Here is a 16,446-nt window from a genome sequence, read left to right on the forward strand (position 1 = left end):
TCCTGGCGGTCAACAAGGCCCTCCAGGAGCTGTTCGGCGCGGGCCCGGAGGACATGATCGGCCGCCGGGTCGGCGACCTCGTGCACCCGGAGGACGGCGGAGGGTGCCCTTCGTACGGCCGTGCGGGCGGCGTCCCGGCAGGTCGGGCGCGGTGCCCGGGGCCCGGCCGGAGCGGGCGGGCGGGCGCTTCGCGGGGCGCCGTCCGGCCGGGGGGCGGGCCGGCGGGGAGGGGCGCGTTCCGGCGGTTCTCGACCGGGGCTCCGCGCCGTGGCGAGCGCGGCCCGAGCGGTCGGCGCGCACGGCGGACGAACGGCCGGGGCGCGGCGCGGACGGTCGGCGCACGGCGGACGAGCGGCCGGTGCGCGGTGCGGGCGGCCGCCCGACGACCGGTCAGGAGGTCCCGGGTGCGCGGTCGGGAGGTCCCGGTCGGGGCCCGGGAACTCGGGCCCAGCGGCCCCGGGCCGGCGGGCCGAAGGGCCCTGGGGTGCGGAGGCGCCCTGTTCGGATCATGGATCGCCATCCATTCGCACGACGTTCCGAAGGAAGTGCGTCCTTGAGCGCCACCCAGGCACAGGGCGACCCCACCTCACCGCCGACGGCCCTCCCCCCGGGGGCGGCCAGGCCCAGGAGGCCCGGTTCGGCCCTGGTCAGAATGCTGACCACCACCGACCACAAGACGATCGGCACCATGTACCTGGTGTCGTCGTTCGCGTTCTTCCTGATCGGCGGCATCCTCGCCCTGGTCATGCGCGCCGAACTCGCCCGGCCCGGAACGCAGATCCTCTCCAACGAGCAGTTCAACCAGGCCTTCACCATGCACGGTTCGGTGATGCTGCTGCTCTTCGCCATGCCGCTGTTCACCGGCTTCGCCAACTGGATCATGCCGCTCCAGCTCGGCGCGCCGGACGTCGCGTTCCCGCGCCTGAACATGCTGTCCTACTGGCTGTTCATGTTCGGCTCGCTGATCGCCGCGGCCGGCTTCGCGACCCCGCAGGGCGCCGCCGACTTCGGCTGGTTCCTCTACGCGCCGCTGTCCGACGCGATCCACTCGCCCGGTGTCGGCGCCGACATGTGGATCATGGGCGTGACGCTGTCCGGCTTCGGCAGCATCTTCGGCGCGGTCAACTTCATCACCACCATCATCTGCATGCGCGCACCCGGAATGACCATGTTCCGGATGTCCATCTTCTGCTGGAACGTCCTGCTCACCTCGCTGCTGGTGCTGCTGGTCTTCCCGGTGCTGGCCGCCGCGCTGCTGGCGCTGGAGTGCGACCGCAAGTTCGGCTCGCACGTCTTCGACCCGGCCAACGGCGGGGCGATGCTCTGGCAGCACCTGTTCTGGTTCTTCGGCCATCCCGAGGTGTACATCCTGGCGCTGCCGTTCTTCGGCATCGTCTCCGAGGTCATCCCGGTGTTCAGCCGCAAGCCGATGTTCGGCTACTCCGGCCTGATCGCGGCCACCATCGCGATCGCCGGCCTCTCCGTGACGGTGTGGGCGCACCACATGTACGTCACAGGGCAGGTCCTGTTGCCGTTCTTCTCCTTCATGACCTTCCTGATCGCCGTCCCGACCGGGGTGAAGTTCTTCAACTGGGTCGGCACCATGTGGAAGGGCTCACTGAGCTTCGAGACCCCGATGCTCTGGACGGTCGGCTTCCTGGTCACCTTCCTGTTCGGCGGCCTGACCGGCGTGCTGCTGGCGGCCCCGCCGATCGACTTCCACGTCTCCGACTCCTACTTCGTGGTCGCGCACTTCCACTACACGCTGTTCGGCACGGTGGTCTACGCGATGTTCGCCGGCTTCCACTTCTGGTGGCCGAAGATGACCGGCAAGAAGCTCGACGAGCGGCTCGGCCGGATCACCTTCTGGACGCTGACCGTCGGTTTCCACGCGACCTTCCTGGTGCAGCACTGGCTCGGCGCCCAGGGCATGCCCCGCCGCTACGCCGACTACCTGGCCGCGGACGGCTTCACCACCCTGAACACCGTCTCCACCATCGGCTCGTTCCTGCTCGGCCTGTCGATCCTGCCGTTCCTCTACAACGTCTGGAAGACCGCCAAGTACGGCGAGAGGGTCACCGAGGACGACCCGTGGGGCTGGGGCCGCTCGCTGGAGTGGGCGACCTCCTGCCCGCCGCCGCGGCACAACTTCGTCAAGCTGCCGCGGATCCGCTCCGAATCCCCGGCCTTCGACCTCCACCACCCGGACATCGCGGCCCGGGACGTCCTGGTGCACAGCGGCAAGCCCGCCACGCACCTGGGCGACGTGGAACCGGCGAAGTACGACCGGCCGCTGAGCCGGTCGGACCGGGCGTCCGCCGCGGCCCTCGCCGCCAAGAGCCCGTCCGCCGGGCCCACCGAGGGCTGACCACCCCCTGAACGCCGTCCCCGCCCGCGTCGCTGCCCCCGGGCGGGCGGGGACGGCTCCTCCGCCCCGAACTCCCCTCCCCCTCCCACCCCTTCGTGACCAGGAAGGCCGGGTCGTGAACCACACCGTTCTCGCCATCGGCACCGCCGCCCTCACCGCGAGCGGCTGTGTCTGGTACCTGCCCGCCATCGCCGACCTCCAGGCCGGCGCCGACCGGCCCCGCTCCACCCGCACGGCCGCCGCGGCCTGCGTGCTGTGGTGGGCCGGGCTCGCACTCGCGGGCGGGCTGCTGCTCGTCCTGACGGACTGGCGGCCCGCCGCCCAGGTCGCGCTCGCCGGACTGGTCGGCGGCACGGCGCTGCGGCTGCGGGCCCTGTGGGACCGCCGCCGGGAGGTGCGGGAGACCGCGGCCCGCTGGGCCGCCCTGGACGCCGGGCCCGCCCCGCGCTCCGACCGGCCGCCGGCCCCGGCCCTGGCCGGGTGGCTGGTGGTGGGCGCGGCCGTCGCCTCGCTCGGCGCGGCGGCCATCCTGCTGTCGGGCGGCGGCGAGGTCGTGCCCCGGGTGGCGCTGGCGGCGGTCAGCGGCGCGGGCGTCGCGCTCGCCTTCCTGCTGATGGGGCTGGGGAGCGTCCGGCGGCAGGGGCGCTGAGGCGCCCCGACGGGCCGTGGCGGGTGGCGGCGGGTCCAGTGGCCCGGTCCCAATGGGGCCGTTGGGCCCTGGGCCCGCGGCCGTTCCCGGGGGATGATGCCCTGGGCCCCGCTGGGAGTGTGCGGGGGTTGACGAAGGTGGAGCCGCGTGATGGCGACCAAGACGGAGGGTGCCGAGGCCTCGGCACCGGTCCGGGTGTTCCTGCTGGACGACCACGAGGTGGTGCGCCGCGGGGTGCACGACCTGCTGGACGGCGAGCCGGACCTGGAGGTGGTCGGGGAGGCGGCGACGGCCGAGCAGGCGCTCGTCCGGGTGCCCGCGCTGCGGCCCGACGTGGCCGTGCTGGACGTCCGGCTGGGCGACGGCGACGGCGTCTCGGTCTGCCGTGAGCTGCGCTCCCGGATGCCCGGGCTGGCCTGCCTGATGCTGACCTCCTTCGACGACGAGGAGGCGCTGCTGGACGCCGTCATGGCGGGCGCCGCCGGCTACGTGCTCAAGCAGATCAGCGGGACCGACCTGGTCGCCGCCGTCCGCACCGTCGCCTCCGGGCGCTCGATGCTCGACCCCGGCGCCGCGACCCGCCTGCTGAACCGGCTGCGCAGCGACGCCGAGCCCGCCCAGCCCGTCACCACCGGGCCGGGGCTGACCGCGCGCGAGCAGGAGGTCCTCGAACTGATCGGCGAGGGCCTGACCAACCGGCAGATCGGCGAGCGGCTGTACCTCGCCGAGAAGACCGTCAAGAACCACGTGTCGCGGCTGCTCGCCAAGCTCGGCGTCGAGCGGCGGGTGCAGGCCGCCCTGATCGCCACCGAACTGCGCCAGTCCGCCGCCGCGCAGTCCTCGACGCCGCGCTCCGGCCGGTTCTGAGCCGGCGGGCCTGAAGCGGGCCCGAGCCGGCGGGTTCCGTCGGCGGGCCCCGTGCCGTCGGTCCGGGGCCGGGATGCCCGTTCGTGCCCGTTCGTGCCCATTCGTGGCCGAACGGGCCGTGGGGCCCGGGGCCGACGGTCCGCCGGTCAGGGGCCCTCGCCGGGCCCTGGCCGGGACCATCGGCCCTCGCGGCCCGGCCCGGGCCCGGGCGAGCATCGCTCGCATGAACCGTGACCACGTCCCGTCCCCCCGGCCCGTCCCCGACGGGCGCCCCGACCTTCCCGGACTCCGTGAACTCGACCGCAAGCGCTCGCTGGAGCTGCTGGCCCGGGCCGAGGTCGGCCGGGTGGTCTACACCGTCGACGCCCTCCCGGCCGTGCTGCCGGTGCCGTTCCGACTGGCCTCCGGCGGCGTGCTGGTCTCGGCCCCGGCCGGCTCCGAACTGGCCCGGGCGGTGGACGGCGCGGTGATCGCCTTCGAGGCCGACGAGGTGGACGGCCGGGACGGCTCCGGCTGGTTCGTCACCGTCCTCGGCCGCGCCCAGGTCCGTCCGGCCGCCCGGGCGGCGGGCCCGGGCGGCACGGTCCGCATCCGGATCCGTCCGGAGCTGGTCATCGGCCGCTGCCTGGTCTAGGTCCTTTCCTTCGGGACCGTCGCGGTGATCGGTACGATCGACAGGTCGGAGGGGGATGCGGTGTTGCAGGTTCTGTACAGCGGGGACACCGGAGAGCTCGAGCTCTCCGGGACGCGTCAAGGACTGCTGGTATTCGGGCAACTGCTGCGAGGGCGGGCCGGGAGCTGTGGTCTCTCGGAGAACCAGCGCCCCTTTCCGTACGAGAGGTCGCTGTCCGGGATCGCGTTGCTGGAGGATCCGGAGCGGGCCACCGTTTCGATCGTCACGGAAGCCCGGATCGTGAGGATCCAGGGAGGTCGGGACGCTCTCGACCTCTTCGCCGAGAACGTTGAGAGTTTCGCCTCCGAGGCGGATGCGAGCGATCATTGCCACGTCGACTTCCCGACATGCGACTACATCGCGCCGGAGTCGGACCCACTGGTGATGGCGTTCATGAAGTAGGCGGAGGACCTTCGGCCGCACCGCGGTCGAGCACGTGGGCCTCAGCGCGGGAGAGCGATCGCGGGCCCGGCCAGGACCTGAGGCTCGCACGGCAGGCGTCGTCGTACCTCCTCGGTACCCTCGCGGCATGAGCGTCTCTCTCTACTACCGCGCGAGCCGGGCGGTGCCGTTGACGAAGGCCGAGACGGCCACTGTCGAGCGGATTGTCGCCGCCCGCATGTCGTCCTTCCCGTACCCGGACGAGGAAGGCCTCCACCTGTACGACGGCTCCGGCAGCGAGCCGGGCGAGGTCGTGGCCGGGTCCACGAAGATGCCGTTCGATCCCACCCGCGCACTGCCGGTGATCGCCCATGTGCTGGACGCCGTGACCGAGTTGCGCCGTTCCCTGCCAGGAGCGCGGTGGCACGTGCACCTGGACGACCTCGACGTCCCCTGGGACGAGAACGACGGATACGTCTTGCCGGGCATGCGGGGCGGTGGTCTCGCCACCGGGCCGGGCACCCCTTGAGAGCGCTGCCCGGGGCCGCCGGTGAGGCCGGTACCGGACCCGGACACCGCTCCCGGGCAGCCGTGCGACGAGTGGTCCAGGCGGACGGCAAGGGCGTGGTCATGCGCCCGAGGCCCTGCGCGAAGCCGCCCGCCGGGCTGCCGCGAAGGCCACCGCCGGCCGTCGTGGCCGGCTCGCGCCGGGCGAGTAGCCGAACCGGGAGCGGATGGCGGCCGTGGCGTGCGTCGTCGACACCCGTCCTGCCGGTCGTTCCCGGGGGCGCGACGCCCGATCCGGGCCGACCGGCAGGCCGCCCCCGCCCCCCGCGCGGGCCTCCGGTACGGTCACGGGCCGAGCAACGCCCGGGCCGTGCGCAGGAGTTCGGCGTCCGCGGCCGGGTCCGGGAGGCCGGCCAGCCCGGAGCGGAAGAGCGAGGCGCCCTCGATCAGCATGATGAACACCCGGGCCCGGGCGTGCCGTTGCTCCTCCGTCAGGGCCGGGTGGCGTTCGGCGAGGAAGCAGGCGACGAGCTCCCGGTAGCGGTCGTAGAAGGCCCGGACGGCGGCGGCCACCGAGGGGTCCCGGGCGGCCAGTGCCCACAGTTCGGCGAACAGCCGGACCAGCCGGTCGTCCTGCTGCTCGGCGAGGAGTTCTCGGAGCGGGGCGTCCTCCTCGCGGGCCGGGTCGAGCAGCGGGCCGAGCCGTTCCACCGAGCGGCCGAGGACGCGTTCCAGGACGGCGGCCACCAGCTCGGCGTGGGTCGGGAAGTAGTGCTGGAGGTGGCCGAGGCGGACGCCGGCGGCGCCGGCCACCGCCCGCATGGACAGTTCGCCGCCGCCCGCGGTGACCAGCAACTCCTCGGCGGCGTCCAGCAGTTGCTCCCGGCGCTGGGCACCCTTGCCGCTCAGGCCCCGGACGCTGCTCATGCCGCCTCCCCGGCGCCGGGCAGCCCGTCGGCGGAGGTGACCGTGACGGTGACGTCCAGCGCCGCGAGGTCCGCGAGCACCTGCCCGGGGAGCGGGGTCTGCTCGGGGAAGGCCACTCCGGCGGGCGGTGGGGCGCCGTCGGTGCCGAGGGCCCGGCGCAGCGCGAGCAGGGCGCCGACGGCGGTGAGCCGGGCCTGGCCGGCCCGGTCCTCGACGGTGGCGGTGAGGGTGCGCCCGCCGTGGCCGACGTCGGTGCGCAGCAGGGCGGTGCCGCCCTCGCCGGGGGAGTACAGCAGGGCGCGGCGGGCCGGTTCCCAGCGCTCGCCGCGGCCCCAGCGGAACAGTCCGGCGTGCCGGGCCGCCAGCAGGGCGGTGGTGGAGGAGCGGGAGCTGAAGCCGATCCGGGTGGTGGCGGTGGTGGCGCCCAGGGTGAGGGGGAGGGTGAACTGCTCGGGGGTGTCGATCCCGGCGACCAGGGTCGGGGCGTCGCCGATCCGGACGGTGCGGGGGCGGCTGAGCGGCGCGACGGAGCGGCGCCGGCCGTCCTGCACCACCTCGTAGTCGAGCCCGAGGCGGTCCATGAACTCCACCGAGTCGGCGCCGGCCCGGTCCGCGAGGTCCCAGCGGATGGCGGTCTCGATCCGCTCGGCACCGCCGAGGCGGTCCGCCAGGGCGGCGGCGACCAGGCTGGTCACCCCGCCCATCCAGGCGGAGGAGAGCAGCACCGGGGCGGTCGGGCGGAGCAGGGCGGCGAGGGTGGCCGCGCGCTGGAGCCGGGCGGTCCAGCGGGTGACGTCGACGTACGGGACGCCCGCGCGGACGGCGGCCCGCAGCACCCGGTCGTCCGGGTCGTTGACCACCCCGACCACCGCGCGGACGGCGGCGGTGAACGGCTCGGGGTCGGTGAGGTCCCAGCGGCGGGCGGTGGCGTCGTCCAGTTCGTCGGCGAGCGCGGCGCCGCGCCGTTCGGAGCGGCCGGTGAGCAGCAACGGCCAGTCGGGGGAGGCGAGTCGGGCGAGTTCGGTGCCGACGGTGCCGTAGCCGCCGACCAGCAGGACGGGGCCGTCGGGGTTGTGGCTGAGGCGGTCGGAGGGGAAGGTGGGGTGTGCGGGGAGGCCTTCGGGGCCGGGTCCGGTGCTCATGCAGACAAATATAGGTCACTCGACCTAAAATTGTCGTCATGACTGAACCCGCCGTTACCGGTTCCCTTGACGACCTGCGTTCCTTCGACAGTGGCCACGGCCGCCTCGCCTACCTCGACGCCGGTACGGGCGAACCGGTGGTACTGCTGCACGGCGGCCTGCTGGACCACCGCAGCTGGGCGGACCAGCTCCCCGCCCTGCTCCCGCACCACCGGGTGATCGCGCCGGACACCCGCGGCCACGGCGCCTCCGACAACGCGAGCCGGCCCTTCCGCCCCGCCGACGACCTGGCGGACCTGCTGCGCCACCTCGGTCTCGGCCCGGTGACGGTGGTCGGGCTCTCCATGGGCGGGACGATCGCCCTCGACCTGGCCCTCGAACACCCCGAGCTGGTCCGCGCGCTGGTGATCAGCGGCAACGGCACCGGTGAGTCCGAGTTCGGCGACCCGTGGCTCGGCGAACTGCGCGACGAGCAGAACGCCGCGCTCGCCGCCGGCGACGGCGAGCGCTGGCTCGACTCCTTCACCCGCCTCGCCTCCGGGCCGCACCGCGGCCTGGAGGAGGTCGACCCGGAGGTGGTGCGCCGGCTCAAGGAGATGACCCGGAACACCGTCGCCAAGCACACCCCCGACGACCCCCAGTACCTGGTGCCGGTGACCGACACCTGGAAGCGGCTGACCGGGATCACCGTCCCGCTGCTGGCGATCAACGGCGGCGTCGACTCGGTGGACCACATCTGCCTGGCCGAACGGGTGGTGCGCACCGTCGTCGACGGCCGCGCGGTGATCGTCGAGGGCACCGGGCACTACCCGAACATGGAACGGCCGGAGGAGTTCAACGCCCACCTGCTGGGCTTCCTGGGCGCCCTGCGGTCCTGACCCGCTCGGGGCGGCGGCTCAGGACCCGATCGGGGCCTCCCAGGCCAGCCGGGTGCCGCCGCCCTCGGCCGGGTCGACGGTGAAGGTGCCGCCGACCCGGTCGGCGCGCTCGGCCAGGTTGCGCAGCCCGCTGCGCCGCCCGCCCTCGGGCACGCCGACGCCGTCGTCCGTCACCGTCAGCACCACCCGCCCGGCCAGCGCGCGCAGCGTCACCTCGACCCGCGACGCCTTCGCGTGCCGGACGGCGTTGCTGAGCGCCTCGGCGAGGACCGCGACCACGTGCCCGGCCAGCTCCTGCGGCACGTCGGTGTCCAGCAGGCCCTCCATGCTCAGCCGGGGCGCGAAGCCGAGCGGCCCCTGGGCCTCGGTGACCACCCGGGTGGCGCGGGCGCGCAGGCCGCGGTCCGGCTCGCTGTGGGCGCGCAGCCCGAAGATGGTCGAGCGGATGATCTTGATGGTCTCGTCCAGGTCGGCCACCGCCCGGGCCACCCGGTCCGCCGCGGCCTGGCTCTCGATCAGCCGGCCCGCGCTCTGCAGCGTCATCCCCGTCGCGAACAGCCGCTGGATCGCCAGGTCGTGCAGGTCCCGGGCGATCCGGTCGCGGTCCTCCAGCAGGTTCAACTGCTCGGCGTCGCGCCGCCGTTCGGCCAGCTCCAGGGCCAGCGCGGCCTGGTCGGCGAAGCCCAGCAGTGGGCCGGTCTCCTCCGGCCCGAAGGCCGGCTCCCCCTGCGCCCGGGCCAGCAGCAGCACGCCCCGGCCGTACCCGGCGCCGGTGCCCAGCGGCACCGCCACCGCCGCGCCCAGCCCGTCGAAGCGGCCCGCCGGGCCGGCCGTGAACCGGGGGTCGCAGGCCAGCTCGTCACTGGTGGCCGGCGAACCGGAGGCGTACGCGGCGCCGGACAGGGTGCCGTCCACCGGCACCGTCACGCCCAGCCGCGCGGCCGGCGTGCCGCCCAGCGCGACCTCCACCGTCAGCTCCTCGGCCCGCTCGTCCGGACCGGCCAGCGCCACCGAGACGTCCGCCAGCTCGGCGCCCGAGATCTCCCGGGCCCGGCGGGCGATCAGCTCGACCACCTCCAGGCGCGGCGCCCCCGACAGCAGGCTGCGGGTGATCTCGGTGCTCGCCCGCAGCCAGCGCTGGCGCAGCTGCGCCTCCTCGTACAGCCGGGCGTTGTCGATCGCCACCCCGGCCGCGACCGCCAGGGTGGCGATCACCGCCTCGTCGTCCTCGTCGAAGTCCAGCCCGCCGCGCTTGTCGGTCAGGTAGAGGTTGCCGAACACCTCGCCGTGCACCCGCACCGGCACCCCCAGGAAGGTGTGCATCGGCGGGTGGTTCGGCGGGAAGCCGACCGAGGCCTGGTGCTCGGACAGCACCGGGCAGCGCAGCGGCCGCGGCTCGCGGATCAGCTCGCCCAGGATGCCCCGGCCCGACGGCGGGGGGCCGATCTCGGCTATCTCCTCCGCGGTCAGGCCCACCGTCAGGAACTGCGACAGCGTGTGCCCGTCCGGCCCGATCACCCCGAGCGCCCCGTACCGGGCGTCCACGAGGTCGGCGGCGGCCTCCACGATCCGGTGCAGCGCCTGCGCCAGGTCCAGCTCGCGCCCGACCGCCAGCACCGCCTCCAGGAGGCTGTGCACCCGGTTCTGGGTTCCGCGCGCCGCGTCGATCCGCCACTGGAGCTCCTCCAGCAGCTCGTCCAGGCGCAGCCGTGGCATCCGCGCGCCGCCACCCGCCGCGCTGCCGTCCGCTCCGCCCACCGCTGTCCTCCTCGTCGTCCTGCCCTGAGTCCTGCCCCGACCGGCCCGTCCACCGTCCGGACGCGCCCCGTCCGCCCGGCGGACGGCCGTCCCCGCCGGCCCGGTCCGCCCCGGGCGGCGTCACCAGCGGGATTGCCGTGTTCACGGTAGTGCCCTGGTGCCTGTGGTGAGGACGGCGGGGTCGGCCGTAGGCTCCGACGGGCGGGCCTTTCGTCCCGCCGCGCAGGGTCCTGCGGCCTCTGCCGCCGGGCCGCGCGTCACTGCCAGGGTGGGGGAGGAGCGGACGGGGCGTCAGAGCGCACCGCGGCCCGCACCGAACCGCCGAGCGTCGACAGCGTGTCGACAGTGTGGAGGAACAGTCATGACGTCAACCGTGCTGGCCGGGGTCGACGGCTCGCCGCAGAGCACCGCGGCGGCCCACTGGGCGGCGGCCGAGGCGGTACGCCGGGGTGCCACGCTGCGCCTGGCGCACGCCTGGCCGTGGCTGACCGACGGCGTCTCCTCCTTCGCCGAGTCGGACGACCTGCCCGAGGCCGTCCGCCGCACCCTGGCCGAGGCCGCCGAGGACGTCCGCGCCCTGCACCCGGACCTGACCGTGGAGACCGACGCCGTCCTGGACGCGCCGGTCGACGGCCTGGTGGCCGCCGCGGCCGAGGCGGACCTGCTGGTGCTCGGCTCCCGCGGCCGCGGCGGCTTCACCGGGCTGCTGCTGGGCTCGGTCAGCATGTCGGCGGCCGGGCGCAGCACCGTGCCGCTGGTCGTGGTGCGCGAGGAGGGCGAGGGCGGCCGGGGCGAGGTGGTGGTCGGCGTCGACGCCCACAACCCGGAGGCGGAGGTGCTCGACTTCGCCTTCCGCGAGGCGGCCCTGCGCGGCGCCCGGGTCCGGGCGGTGCACGGCTGGGACCTGCCGCCGGTGTTCGGCTACGCGGGCGGCGCCGTCCCGGCCGCCGAGCTCGGCCAGCTGGAGGCGCTGGAGGCCGAGCTGCTCTCGCTCGCCCTGGCCGGCCCCCGCGAGCGGCACCCCGACGTCGAGGTGGTCGAGGACGTGCAGCTCGGCGCCGCCCGCGCCCTGGTCGAGGCCTCGGCCGGCGCCGCGCTGGTCGTGGTCGGCCGGGGTCGGCGCCCGATCGAGTTCGGCCCCCGGCTCGGCCGGGTCGCGCACGCCGTCCTGCACCACGCCGAAGCCCCCGTCGCGGTCGTCCCGCACGGGTGACGGACGGCCCGTCCGGTGGACCTGCCCCCGTCTCCTGTCCACCGGACGGGCTCCAGGACGGGCCCAAGGGCCCTGTCCCCGGCGTGCCTCGGGCGCGCACGCTCGGAAGCAGCGGGAACTCCGGGCGGGTGCGCCCGCCCGGGAGCGAAGCCGAAGCCCCGCGGTTGAAGGAGTGGATCGCCATGACGCTCGACCCGGCTCTCACCCAGATGCTCAGCGCGGCCGACCTGCGCCTGCTCGCCGCCGCCGGCGGCGCGGCGCCGTCCCTGCACAACAGCCAGCCCTGGCGCTTCGTGCCGACCCCGGACGGGCGCGGGCTCGCCGTGTACGCCGACCCCGGGCGCTCCGTGCCGCTGGCCGACCCGGCCGGCGCCGGGGCGCACATCGCGGTCGGCGCGGCCGTGTTCAACCTGCGGGTGGCGGCCGGGCAGCTGGACCGGGAACCGCTGGTCCGGCTGCTGCCGGACCCCGCCGACCCCGAACTGCTCGCCGTGCTCGACCTCTCCCGCCCGGCCGCCGCGCTCACGCCCTTCGGCCGTGACCTCTACCCCGCGATCGCCGCCCGGCACTCCAGCCGCGAACCCTTCACCCAGCGGGACGTGCCCGAGGCGGTGATCGGCGAGCTCATCGACGCCGCCGGCGCGGAGGGCGTCACGCTGGCCGCGCTGGAGGAGGAGGGCGTACGGCGGGTGCAGTCGCTCACCGCCGAGGCCGAGAGCCGCAACACCGCCGATCCGGGCCGCAGTGCCGAGTCCCGGTCCTGGCTGCGGCCCGACGACGGCACCGCCGAGGACGGCATCCCGCGGGCCGCGCTCGGCCCCCAGGACCACGACGCCCGGGTGCCGATGCGCGAGTTCGGCGGGCGCCCGCCGCAGGCTCCCGCGCAGCCCTCCCGGCGCTTCGAGGCGCTGCCCCAGCTGTGCACCCTCAGCACTCCCGGCGACGGCCCGCCGGACTGGCTGCGCACCGGGCAGGCGCTGGAGCGGGTCTGGCTGCTGGCCACGCTGCACGGCGTCCGGCTCACCGTCTGGCACCAGGCGATCGAGTGGCCGGACACCCGCTGGGCGCTGCGCGACCCGGCCGGCGGGCCGGGCCACGTCCAACTGGTCCTGCGGGTCGGCTACGGCCCGCCCGGCGCGGCCACCCCGCGCCGGGCGGTCGAGGAGACCCTCGGGGAGCGCCCTGCCTGAGCCGTGGCCGGGCCTTCCCCGCGCGGGCGTTCCCCGGGGCTTCCCCGCTCCCACCTCCCCCGGCCCGGGCCTTTCCCGCCCGGCCCCCGCCGACCGGTCCGCATCGCGGGCCGGTCGGCGCCGCTCTTCCGCGCGGCCGGTCAGCGCGGCCGCTCGGCCGCCGGCAGCACCTGCGCGCCGAGCCGCAGCGGCGGGCTGTGGCGGAACGTGAGGGTGAACTCCACCCACTGGCCGGCCCGCAGCGGTGGCGGGTCGGCGATCACCAGGTCCGCGTCCTCCGGCGTCATCCGCAGTTCGCCGCCGCCCGGCACCGGCAGCGCCGGGGTCAGCTCCCAGCGGCCGGCCGCCCCCTGGTGCAGATGCCGTTTCGGGGTGACGCTGCCACCCAATTCCCAGCTGGCGCCGGTCAGTTCGTCGGGCACGTCGCCCGGGTTGCGGATCGTGAAGAAGGCCGCCGTGGCGGAGCCGGCACCCGCCGTCGGCAGCAGGACCCAGCCCGGCGAGGCCTCCACCGGGCGGGCACGGCCCGCCCAGCCGAAGGCCGACCACCCGGTGAGCAGGACCAGGGCCAGCGCCGCCGCGCCGACCGGCGGGCCGACCACCCTGAGACGTTCGGACACCTTGAGACGTTCGGACACCTTGAGACGCTCGGACACCCCGAGACGTTCGGACACCTTGAGACGCTCGGACACCCCGAGACGTTCGGACACCCTCACCGACGCCCCCCGTGGTTCTTCCCGCGCCCCGGCTCCCAGGTGCGCAGCCGAAGGCTGTTGCCCACCACGAGCAGCGAGCTCAGCGACATGGCGACCGCCGCCAGCATCGGGTTCAGCAGTCCGACCGCCGCCAGCGGGATCAGCACCAGGTTGTAGCCGAAGGCCCAGAGCAGATTGGCCCGGATGGTCGCCAGGGTCTGCCGCGCCAGCCGCACCGCGTCCACCACCGCCTCGATGTCGCCGCGCACCAGGGTCAGCCCGGCCGCGCCGATCGCGGCGTCGCTGCCGGAGGCCAGCGCCACCCCGAGGTCCGCCGAGGCCAGTGCCACCGCGTCGTTGACTCCGTCGCCGACCACCGCCACCGTCCGTCCGGCGGAGCGCAGCTCGGCCACCACCTCGGCCTTGCGCTCGGGGGAGGCCGAGGCGTGCACCCGCTCGATGCCCAGTTCGGCCGCCACCGCCCGGGCCGCTCCGGGGCCGTCCCCGGTCAGCAGGACGGTCTCCAGGCCCAGCCCGCGCAGCCGGTGCAGTGCGCGCCAGCTGCCCGGGCGCACCGTGTCGCCGACCGCCAGCACGGCCGCCGGCCGGCCGTCCAGCTCGACCACCACACCCGTGCGGCCGGCCTTCCCGGCGCCCGCCGCCGCCTCGGCCAGGGCCGTCGGCAGAACGGCGTCGTCGGGCCGCACCACCCGTACGGCCCGGCCCTCGACCGTCCCCGACACCCCGAGCCCGGTGGCGGCCCGGAAGCCGTCCACGGCGGGCAGCGGCCCGTAGCGCTCGTGCGCCGCCTCGGCGACGGCCCGGCCGATCGGATGCTCGGAGCGGTGCTCCACCGCGCCGGCCAGCCGCAGGGCCTCCTCCTCCGCGAGGCCGTCCGCGGTGGTGACGGCCGCCAGCTCCATCCGGCCCGTGGTCAGCGTCCCGGTCTTGTCCATCACCACGGTGTCCACCCGGCGCAGGCTCTCCAGCACCTCCGGGCCGCGCACCAGCACGCCCAGCTCCGCGCCCCGCCCGGTCGCCGCCAGCAGCGCCGTCGGCGTGGCCAGTCCGAGAGCGCACGGGCAGGCCACCACCAGCACCGCGACCGCCGCCGTCACCGCCGCCTGCGGGGCCGCGCCCGCGCCCAGCCAGAAGCCCAGCACGCTCGCCGCGACCGCCAGGACGCAGGGCACGAACACCCCGGCCACCGCGTCCGCCAGCCGCTGCGCCCGGGCCTTGCCGGCCTGGGCCTCCGCCACCAGCGCGGTGATCCGGGCCAGTTGGGTGTCCGCGCCGACGGCCGTGGCCCGCACCACCAGGGCGCCGCCGACGTTCACCGTCGCTCCCGCCACCCGGTCCCCGGGACCGACCTCGACGGGCACGCTCTCCCCGGTCAGCAGGCTCAGGTCGAGCGCCGAACCCCCTTCGAGCACCACCCCGTCGGTGGCCACCCGCTCGCCCGGCCGCACCACGAACTCCTGCCCGGGCAGCAGCAGTTCGACCGGCACCAGGTGCTCCTCGCCGTCCGGCCCGCGCAGGCACACCTGCTTGGCGCCCAGCTCGGCCAGCGCCCGCAGCGCCGACCCGCTGCGCCGGCGCACCCGGCCCTCCAGCAGCCGCCCGGCCAGCACGAACAGCGGCACGCCGACCGCCGCCTCCAGGTACACGTGGGCGGTGCCGCCGCCGTCCGCGGTCAGCGAGAACGGCATCCGCATGTCCGGATCGCCGGCCCCGCCGAGGAACAGCGCGTACGCCGACCAGCCGAAGGAGGCCACCACACCCAGGCTGACCAGGGTGTCCATGGTCGCCGCCGCGTGCCGCAGGCCCTGCCAGGCCCGACGGTGGAAGCCGGCCGACCCCCAGGTCACCACCGGGACGGCCAGCCCGAAGCAGACCCACTGCCAGGCGGTGAACTGCGCGGAGGGCACCATCGACAGCACCAGCACCGGGACGGCCAGCAGGGCGGTGACCAGCAGCCGCCACCGCTCGTCCGGCTCCTCCGCCACCCCGACCGGCGTCCCCGCGGCCAGCGGCTCGGCGGTGTAGCCCGCCCGCTCGACCGCCGCGACCAGCTCCGCGACCGGCACCCCGGCCGGATGCAGCACCCGGGCCCGCCCGGTGGCCAGGTTCACCCCGGCCGTCACCCCGTCGATCCGGGCCAGCCGCTTCTCCACCCGCCCCACGCAGGCGGCGCAGGTCATCCCGCCGACCGCCAGATCGGTCGCGACCACGGGCTCGGCGACGGCGCTCATCGCATCCCGCCCATGTCGTGCCCGCCCATCCCGGGCGACGACCCGCCCCCGCCGCTCGGCCGCAGCCCGGGCGCCACCGGCCCCGCCTGCCGACCCACCGCGTAGGCCACCACGAACACCACCACCAGCAGCAGGACGAATCCCGCCAGCACACTCGACGGCCGGACACCCGGCGACTTCGCACTCACGTCGCAGCAGTCGGACGGGCGGAGCGGTTGGTTCCCGCACGACGGGAATTCGGTGGTGCGGAATCCGGCAGTGCGGGGCCTCCACCGGGAGGGCGCTCCGGCCGGTGTCCATTGTCGGTGGGGCGTCGTAGGTTGGCCCCACACGGTTCGCTCCGTACGCCGAACACCGGGCGTACGGACCGAGGGACACCCGAGGGGGAATCAGCGATGAAGCGTACGAGGAAGCAGGGCTTCGTGGCGGCGGCGGTGGCCGGGGCGCTGGGGGCGGTGCTCGCCGTCGCCGGGACGGCGGTGGCGGGGCCGGCCGAGGGCGGGGCCCCGGCTGCCGCCCGGGAGCTCGGCCAGCCGGGGACGGGCGAGATCCTGCCGCACCCGGGGCCGGAGGGGCTGATCTGGATACCGGACTGGATCGGTGACGGCGGTGCCGTGACGGCCTCGGTGAACCCGTCGCTGCCGTTCACGTTCACCCTCGGCTGCCGTGGCGGCGGCTCGGTGGACGTGCACATCGGCGGCGAGGCGCCGGCCGACTTCACGGTCCAGTGCCCGGTGGACTCCACCGGCATCGGCTCGGTGGAGGTCCCCGCCCGCCCGGGCCGGGACCTGCTGTTCACCGCGCACACCTCGGACCCGTCCATCCACTGGGGCATGTACGCCGTCCAGGCGGACTAGGGCGTGTCTGACAATTCCCGCCGGGCGTGCGACGCCGGGGCACGCACCTCGCCGCGTTGTCGTCGGTCGCCAATGCTCCGCAGTGGCTC

General features: G+C 75.6%; 16 protein-coding genes and 1 pseudogene. 11 read left to right on the forward strand and 6 right to left on the reverse strand.

Annotated features, from left to right (window positions below; genetic code table 11):
• The first annotated feature begins 652 nt into the window (after nucleotides 1–652).
• The 7 genes and pseudogenes from ctaD to AB0E96_RS25920 all read left to right on the forward strand — a co-directional run.
• Entirely contained in the window at nucleotides 653–2,368 is a 1,716-nt protein-coding gene (ctaD, locus tag AB0E96_RS25890) for a cytochrome c oxidase subunit I (RefSeq protein WP_359827734.1), read from the forward strand.
• A 115-nt stretch (nucleotides 2,369–2,483) separates the two neighbouring features.
• Nucleotides 2,484–3,017 (forward strand): hypothetical protein, encoded by a 534-nt coding sequence (locus AB0E96_RS25895; RefSeq protein WP_359827735.1) that lies wholly within the window; start codon nucleotides 2,484–2,486, stop codon nucleotides 3,015–3,017.
• 150 nt (nucleotides 3,018–3,167) lie between these two features.
• Nucleotides 3,168–3,884: a response regulator transcription factor gene (locus tag AB0E96_RS25900; protein WP_359827737.1), complete on the forward strand. Its 717-nt coding sequence runs from the start codon at nucleotides 3,168–3,170 to the stop codon at nucleotides 3,882–3,884.
• 223 nt (nucleotides 3,885–4,107) lie between these two features.
• Entirely contained in the window at nucleotides 4,108–4,518 is a 411-nt protein-coding gene (locus tag AB0E96_RS25905; RefSeq protein WP_359827738.1) for a pyridoxamine 5'-phosphate oxidase family protein, read from the forward strand.
• 24 nt (nucleotides 4,519–4,542) lie between these two features.
• Complete coding sequence (locus AB0E96_RS25910; protein ID WP_359827740.1) at nucleotides 4,543–4,959, forward strand: hypothetical protein; 417 nt, start codon at nucleotides 4,543–4,545, stop codon at nucleotides 4,957–4,959.
• A 127-nt stretch (nucleotides 4,960–5,086) separates the two neighbouring features.
• Nucleotides 5,087–5,467: a hypothetical protein gene (locus AB0E96_RS25915; protein ID WP_359827742.1), complete on the forward strand. Its 381-nt coding sequence runs from the start codon at nucleotides 5,087–5,089 to the stop codon at nucleotides 5,465–5,467.
• Between the two features lie 71 nt (nucleotides 5,468–5,538).
• Nucleotides 5,539–5,717, forward strand: a pseudogene (locus AB0E96_RS25920) (ISKra4 family transposase); the annotation flags it as partial.
• A 73-nt stretch (nucleotides 5,718–5,790) separates the two neighbouring features.
• On the opposite strand, the gene AB0E96_RS25925 reads toward AB0E96_RS25920, so the two are convergent.
• Both AB0E96_RS25925 and AB0E96_RS25930 read right to left on the reverse strand, forming a co-directional pair.
• Complete coding sequence (locus tag AB0E96_RS25925; RefSeq protein ID WP_359827743.1) at nucleotides 5,791–6,372, reverse strand: TetR family transcriptional regulator; 582 nt, start codon at nucleotides 6,370–6,372, stop codon at nucleotides 5,791–5,793.
• Complete coding sequence (locus tag AB0E96_RS25930; RefSeq protein WP_359827744.1) at nucleotides 6,369–7,514, reverse strand: saccharopine dehydrogenase; 1,146 nt, start codon at nucleotides 7,512–7,514, stop codon at nucleotides 6,369–6,371. Before AB0E96_RS25930 ends, AB0E96_RS25925 begins: the two co-directional genes overlap by 4 nt.
• 38 nt (nucleotides 7,515–7,552) lie before the next feature.
• Between AB0E96_RS25930 and AB0E96_RS25935 the strand changes: the two genes are divergently transcribed.
• Nucleotides 7,553–8,392: an alpha/beta hydrolase gene (locus AB0E96_RS25935; protein WP_359827745.1), complete on the forward strand. Its 840-nt coding sequence runs from the start codon at nucleotides 7,553–7,555 to the stop codon at nucleotides 8,390–8,392.
• 18 nt (nucleotides 8,393–8,410) lie between these two features.
• Here the strand turns inward: AB0E96_RS25935 and AB0E96_RS25940 are convergent, their stop codons facing one another.
• Nucleotides 8,411–10,108: a GAF domain-containing protein gene (locus AB0E96_RS25940; protein ID WP_359827756.1), complete on the reverse strand. Its 1,698-nt coding sequence runs from the start codon at nucleotides 10,106–10,108 to the stop codon at nucleotides 8,411–8,413.
• A gap of 403 nt (nucleotides 10,109–10,511) precedes the next feature.
• Between AB0E96_RS25940 and AB0E96_RS25945 the strand changes: the two genes are divergently transcribed.
• Together AB0E96_RS25945 and AB0E96_RS25950 are read left to right on the forward strand one after the other, a co-directional pair.
• The gene (locus AB0E96_RS25945) at nucleotides 10,512–11,363 is read left to right on the forward strand and encodes a universal stress protein (protein ID WP_359827747.1); all 852 of its coding nucleotides are present in this window, start codon (nucleotides 10,512–10,514) and stop codon (nucleotides 11,361–11,363) included.
• A gap of 182 nt (nucleotides 11,364–11,545) precedes the next feature.
• The gene (locus AB0E96_RS25950; protein WP_359827749.1) at nucleotides 11,546–12,553 is read left to right on the forward strand and encodes a hypothetical protein; all 1,008 of its coding nucleotides are present in this window, start codon (nucleotides 11,546–11,548) and stop codon (nucleotides 12,551–12,553) included.
• A gap of 140 nt (nucleotides 12,554–12,693) precedes the next feature.
• Here the strand turns inward: AB0E96_RS25950 and AB0E96_RS25955 are convergent, their stop codons facing one another.
• From AB0E96_RS25955 to AB0E96_RS25965, 3 genes are read right to left on the reverse strand one after another with little or no spacing between them, the layout of a single operon-like run.
• Nucleotides 12,694–13,209 (reverse strand): copper chaperone PCu(A)C, encoded by a 516-nt coding sequence (locus AB0E96_RS25955; protein ID WP_359827750.1) that lies wholly within the window; start codon nucleotides 13,207–13,209, stop codon nucleotides 12,694–12,696.
• Between the two features lie 56 nt (nucleotides 13,210–13,265).
• Nucleotides 13,266–15,500, reverse strand: a complete 2,235-nt coding sequence (locus AB0E96_RS25960; RefSeq protein ID WP_359827751.1) for a heavy metal translocating P-type ATPase — start codon at nucleotides 15,498–15,500, stop codon at nucleotides 13,266–13,268.
• Complete coding sequence (locus tag AB0E96_RS25965) at nucleotides 15,497–15,688, reverse strand: hypothetical protein (protein WP_359827753.1); 192 nt, start codon at nucleotides 15,686–15,688, stop codon at nucleotides 15,497–15,499. Before AB0E96_RS25965 ends, AB0E96_RS25960 begins: the two co-directional genes overlap by 4 nt.
• 207 nt (nucleotides 15,689–15,895) lie before the next feature.
• On the opposite strand from AB0E96_RS25965, the gene AB0E96_RS25970 reads away from it, so the two are divergent.
• Nucleotides 15,896–16,357 (forward strand): hypothetical protein, encoded by a 462-nt coding sequence (locus AB0E96_RS25970; protein ID WP_359827754.1) that lies wholly within the window; start codon nucleotides 15,896–15,898, stop codon nucleotides 16,355–16,357.
• Nucleotides 16,358–16,446: the final 89 nt, after the last annotated feature.

Origin of the sequence: Kitasatospora sp. NPDC036755 (assembly GCF_040636595.1) — a bacterium.
Taxonomy (GTDB): domain Bacteria; phylum Actinomycetota; class Actinomycetes; order Streptomycetales; family Streptomycetaceae; genus Kitasatospora.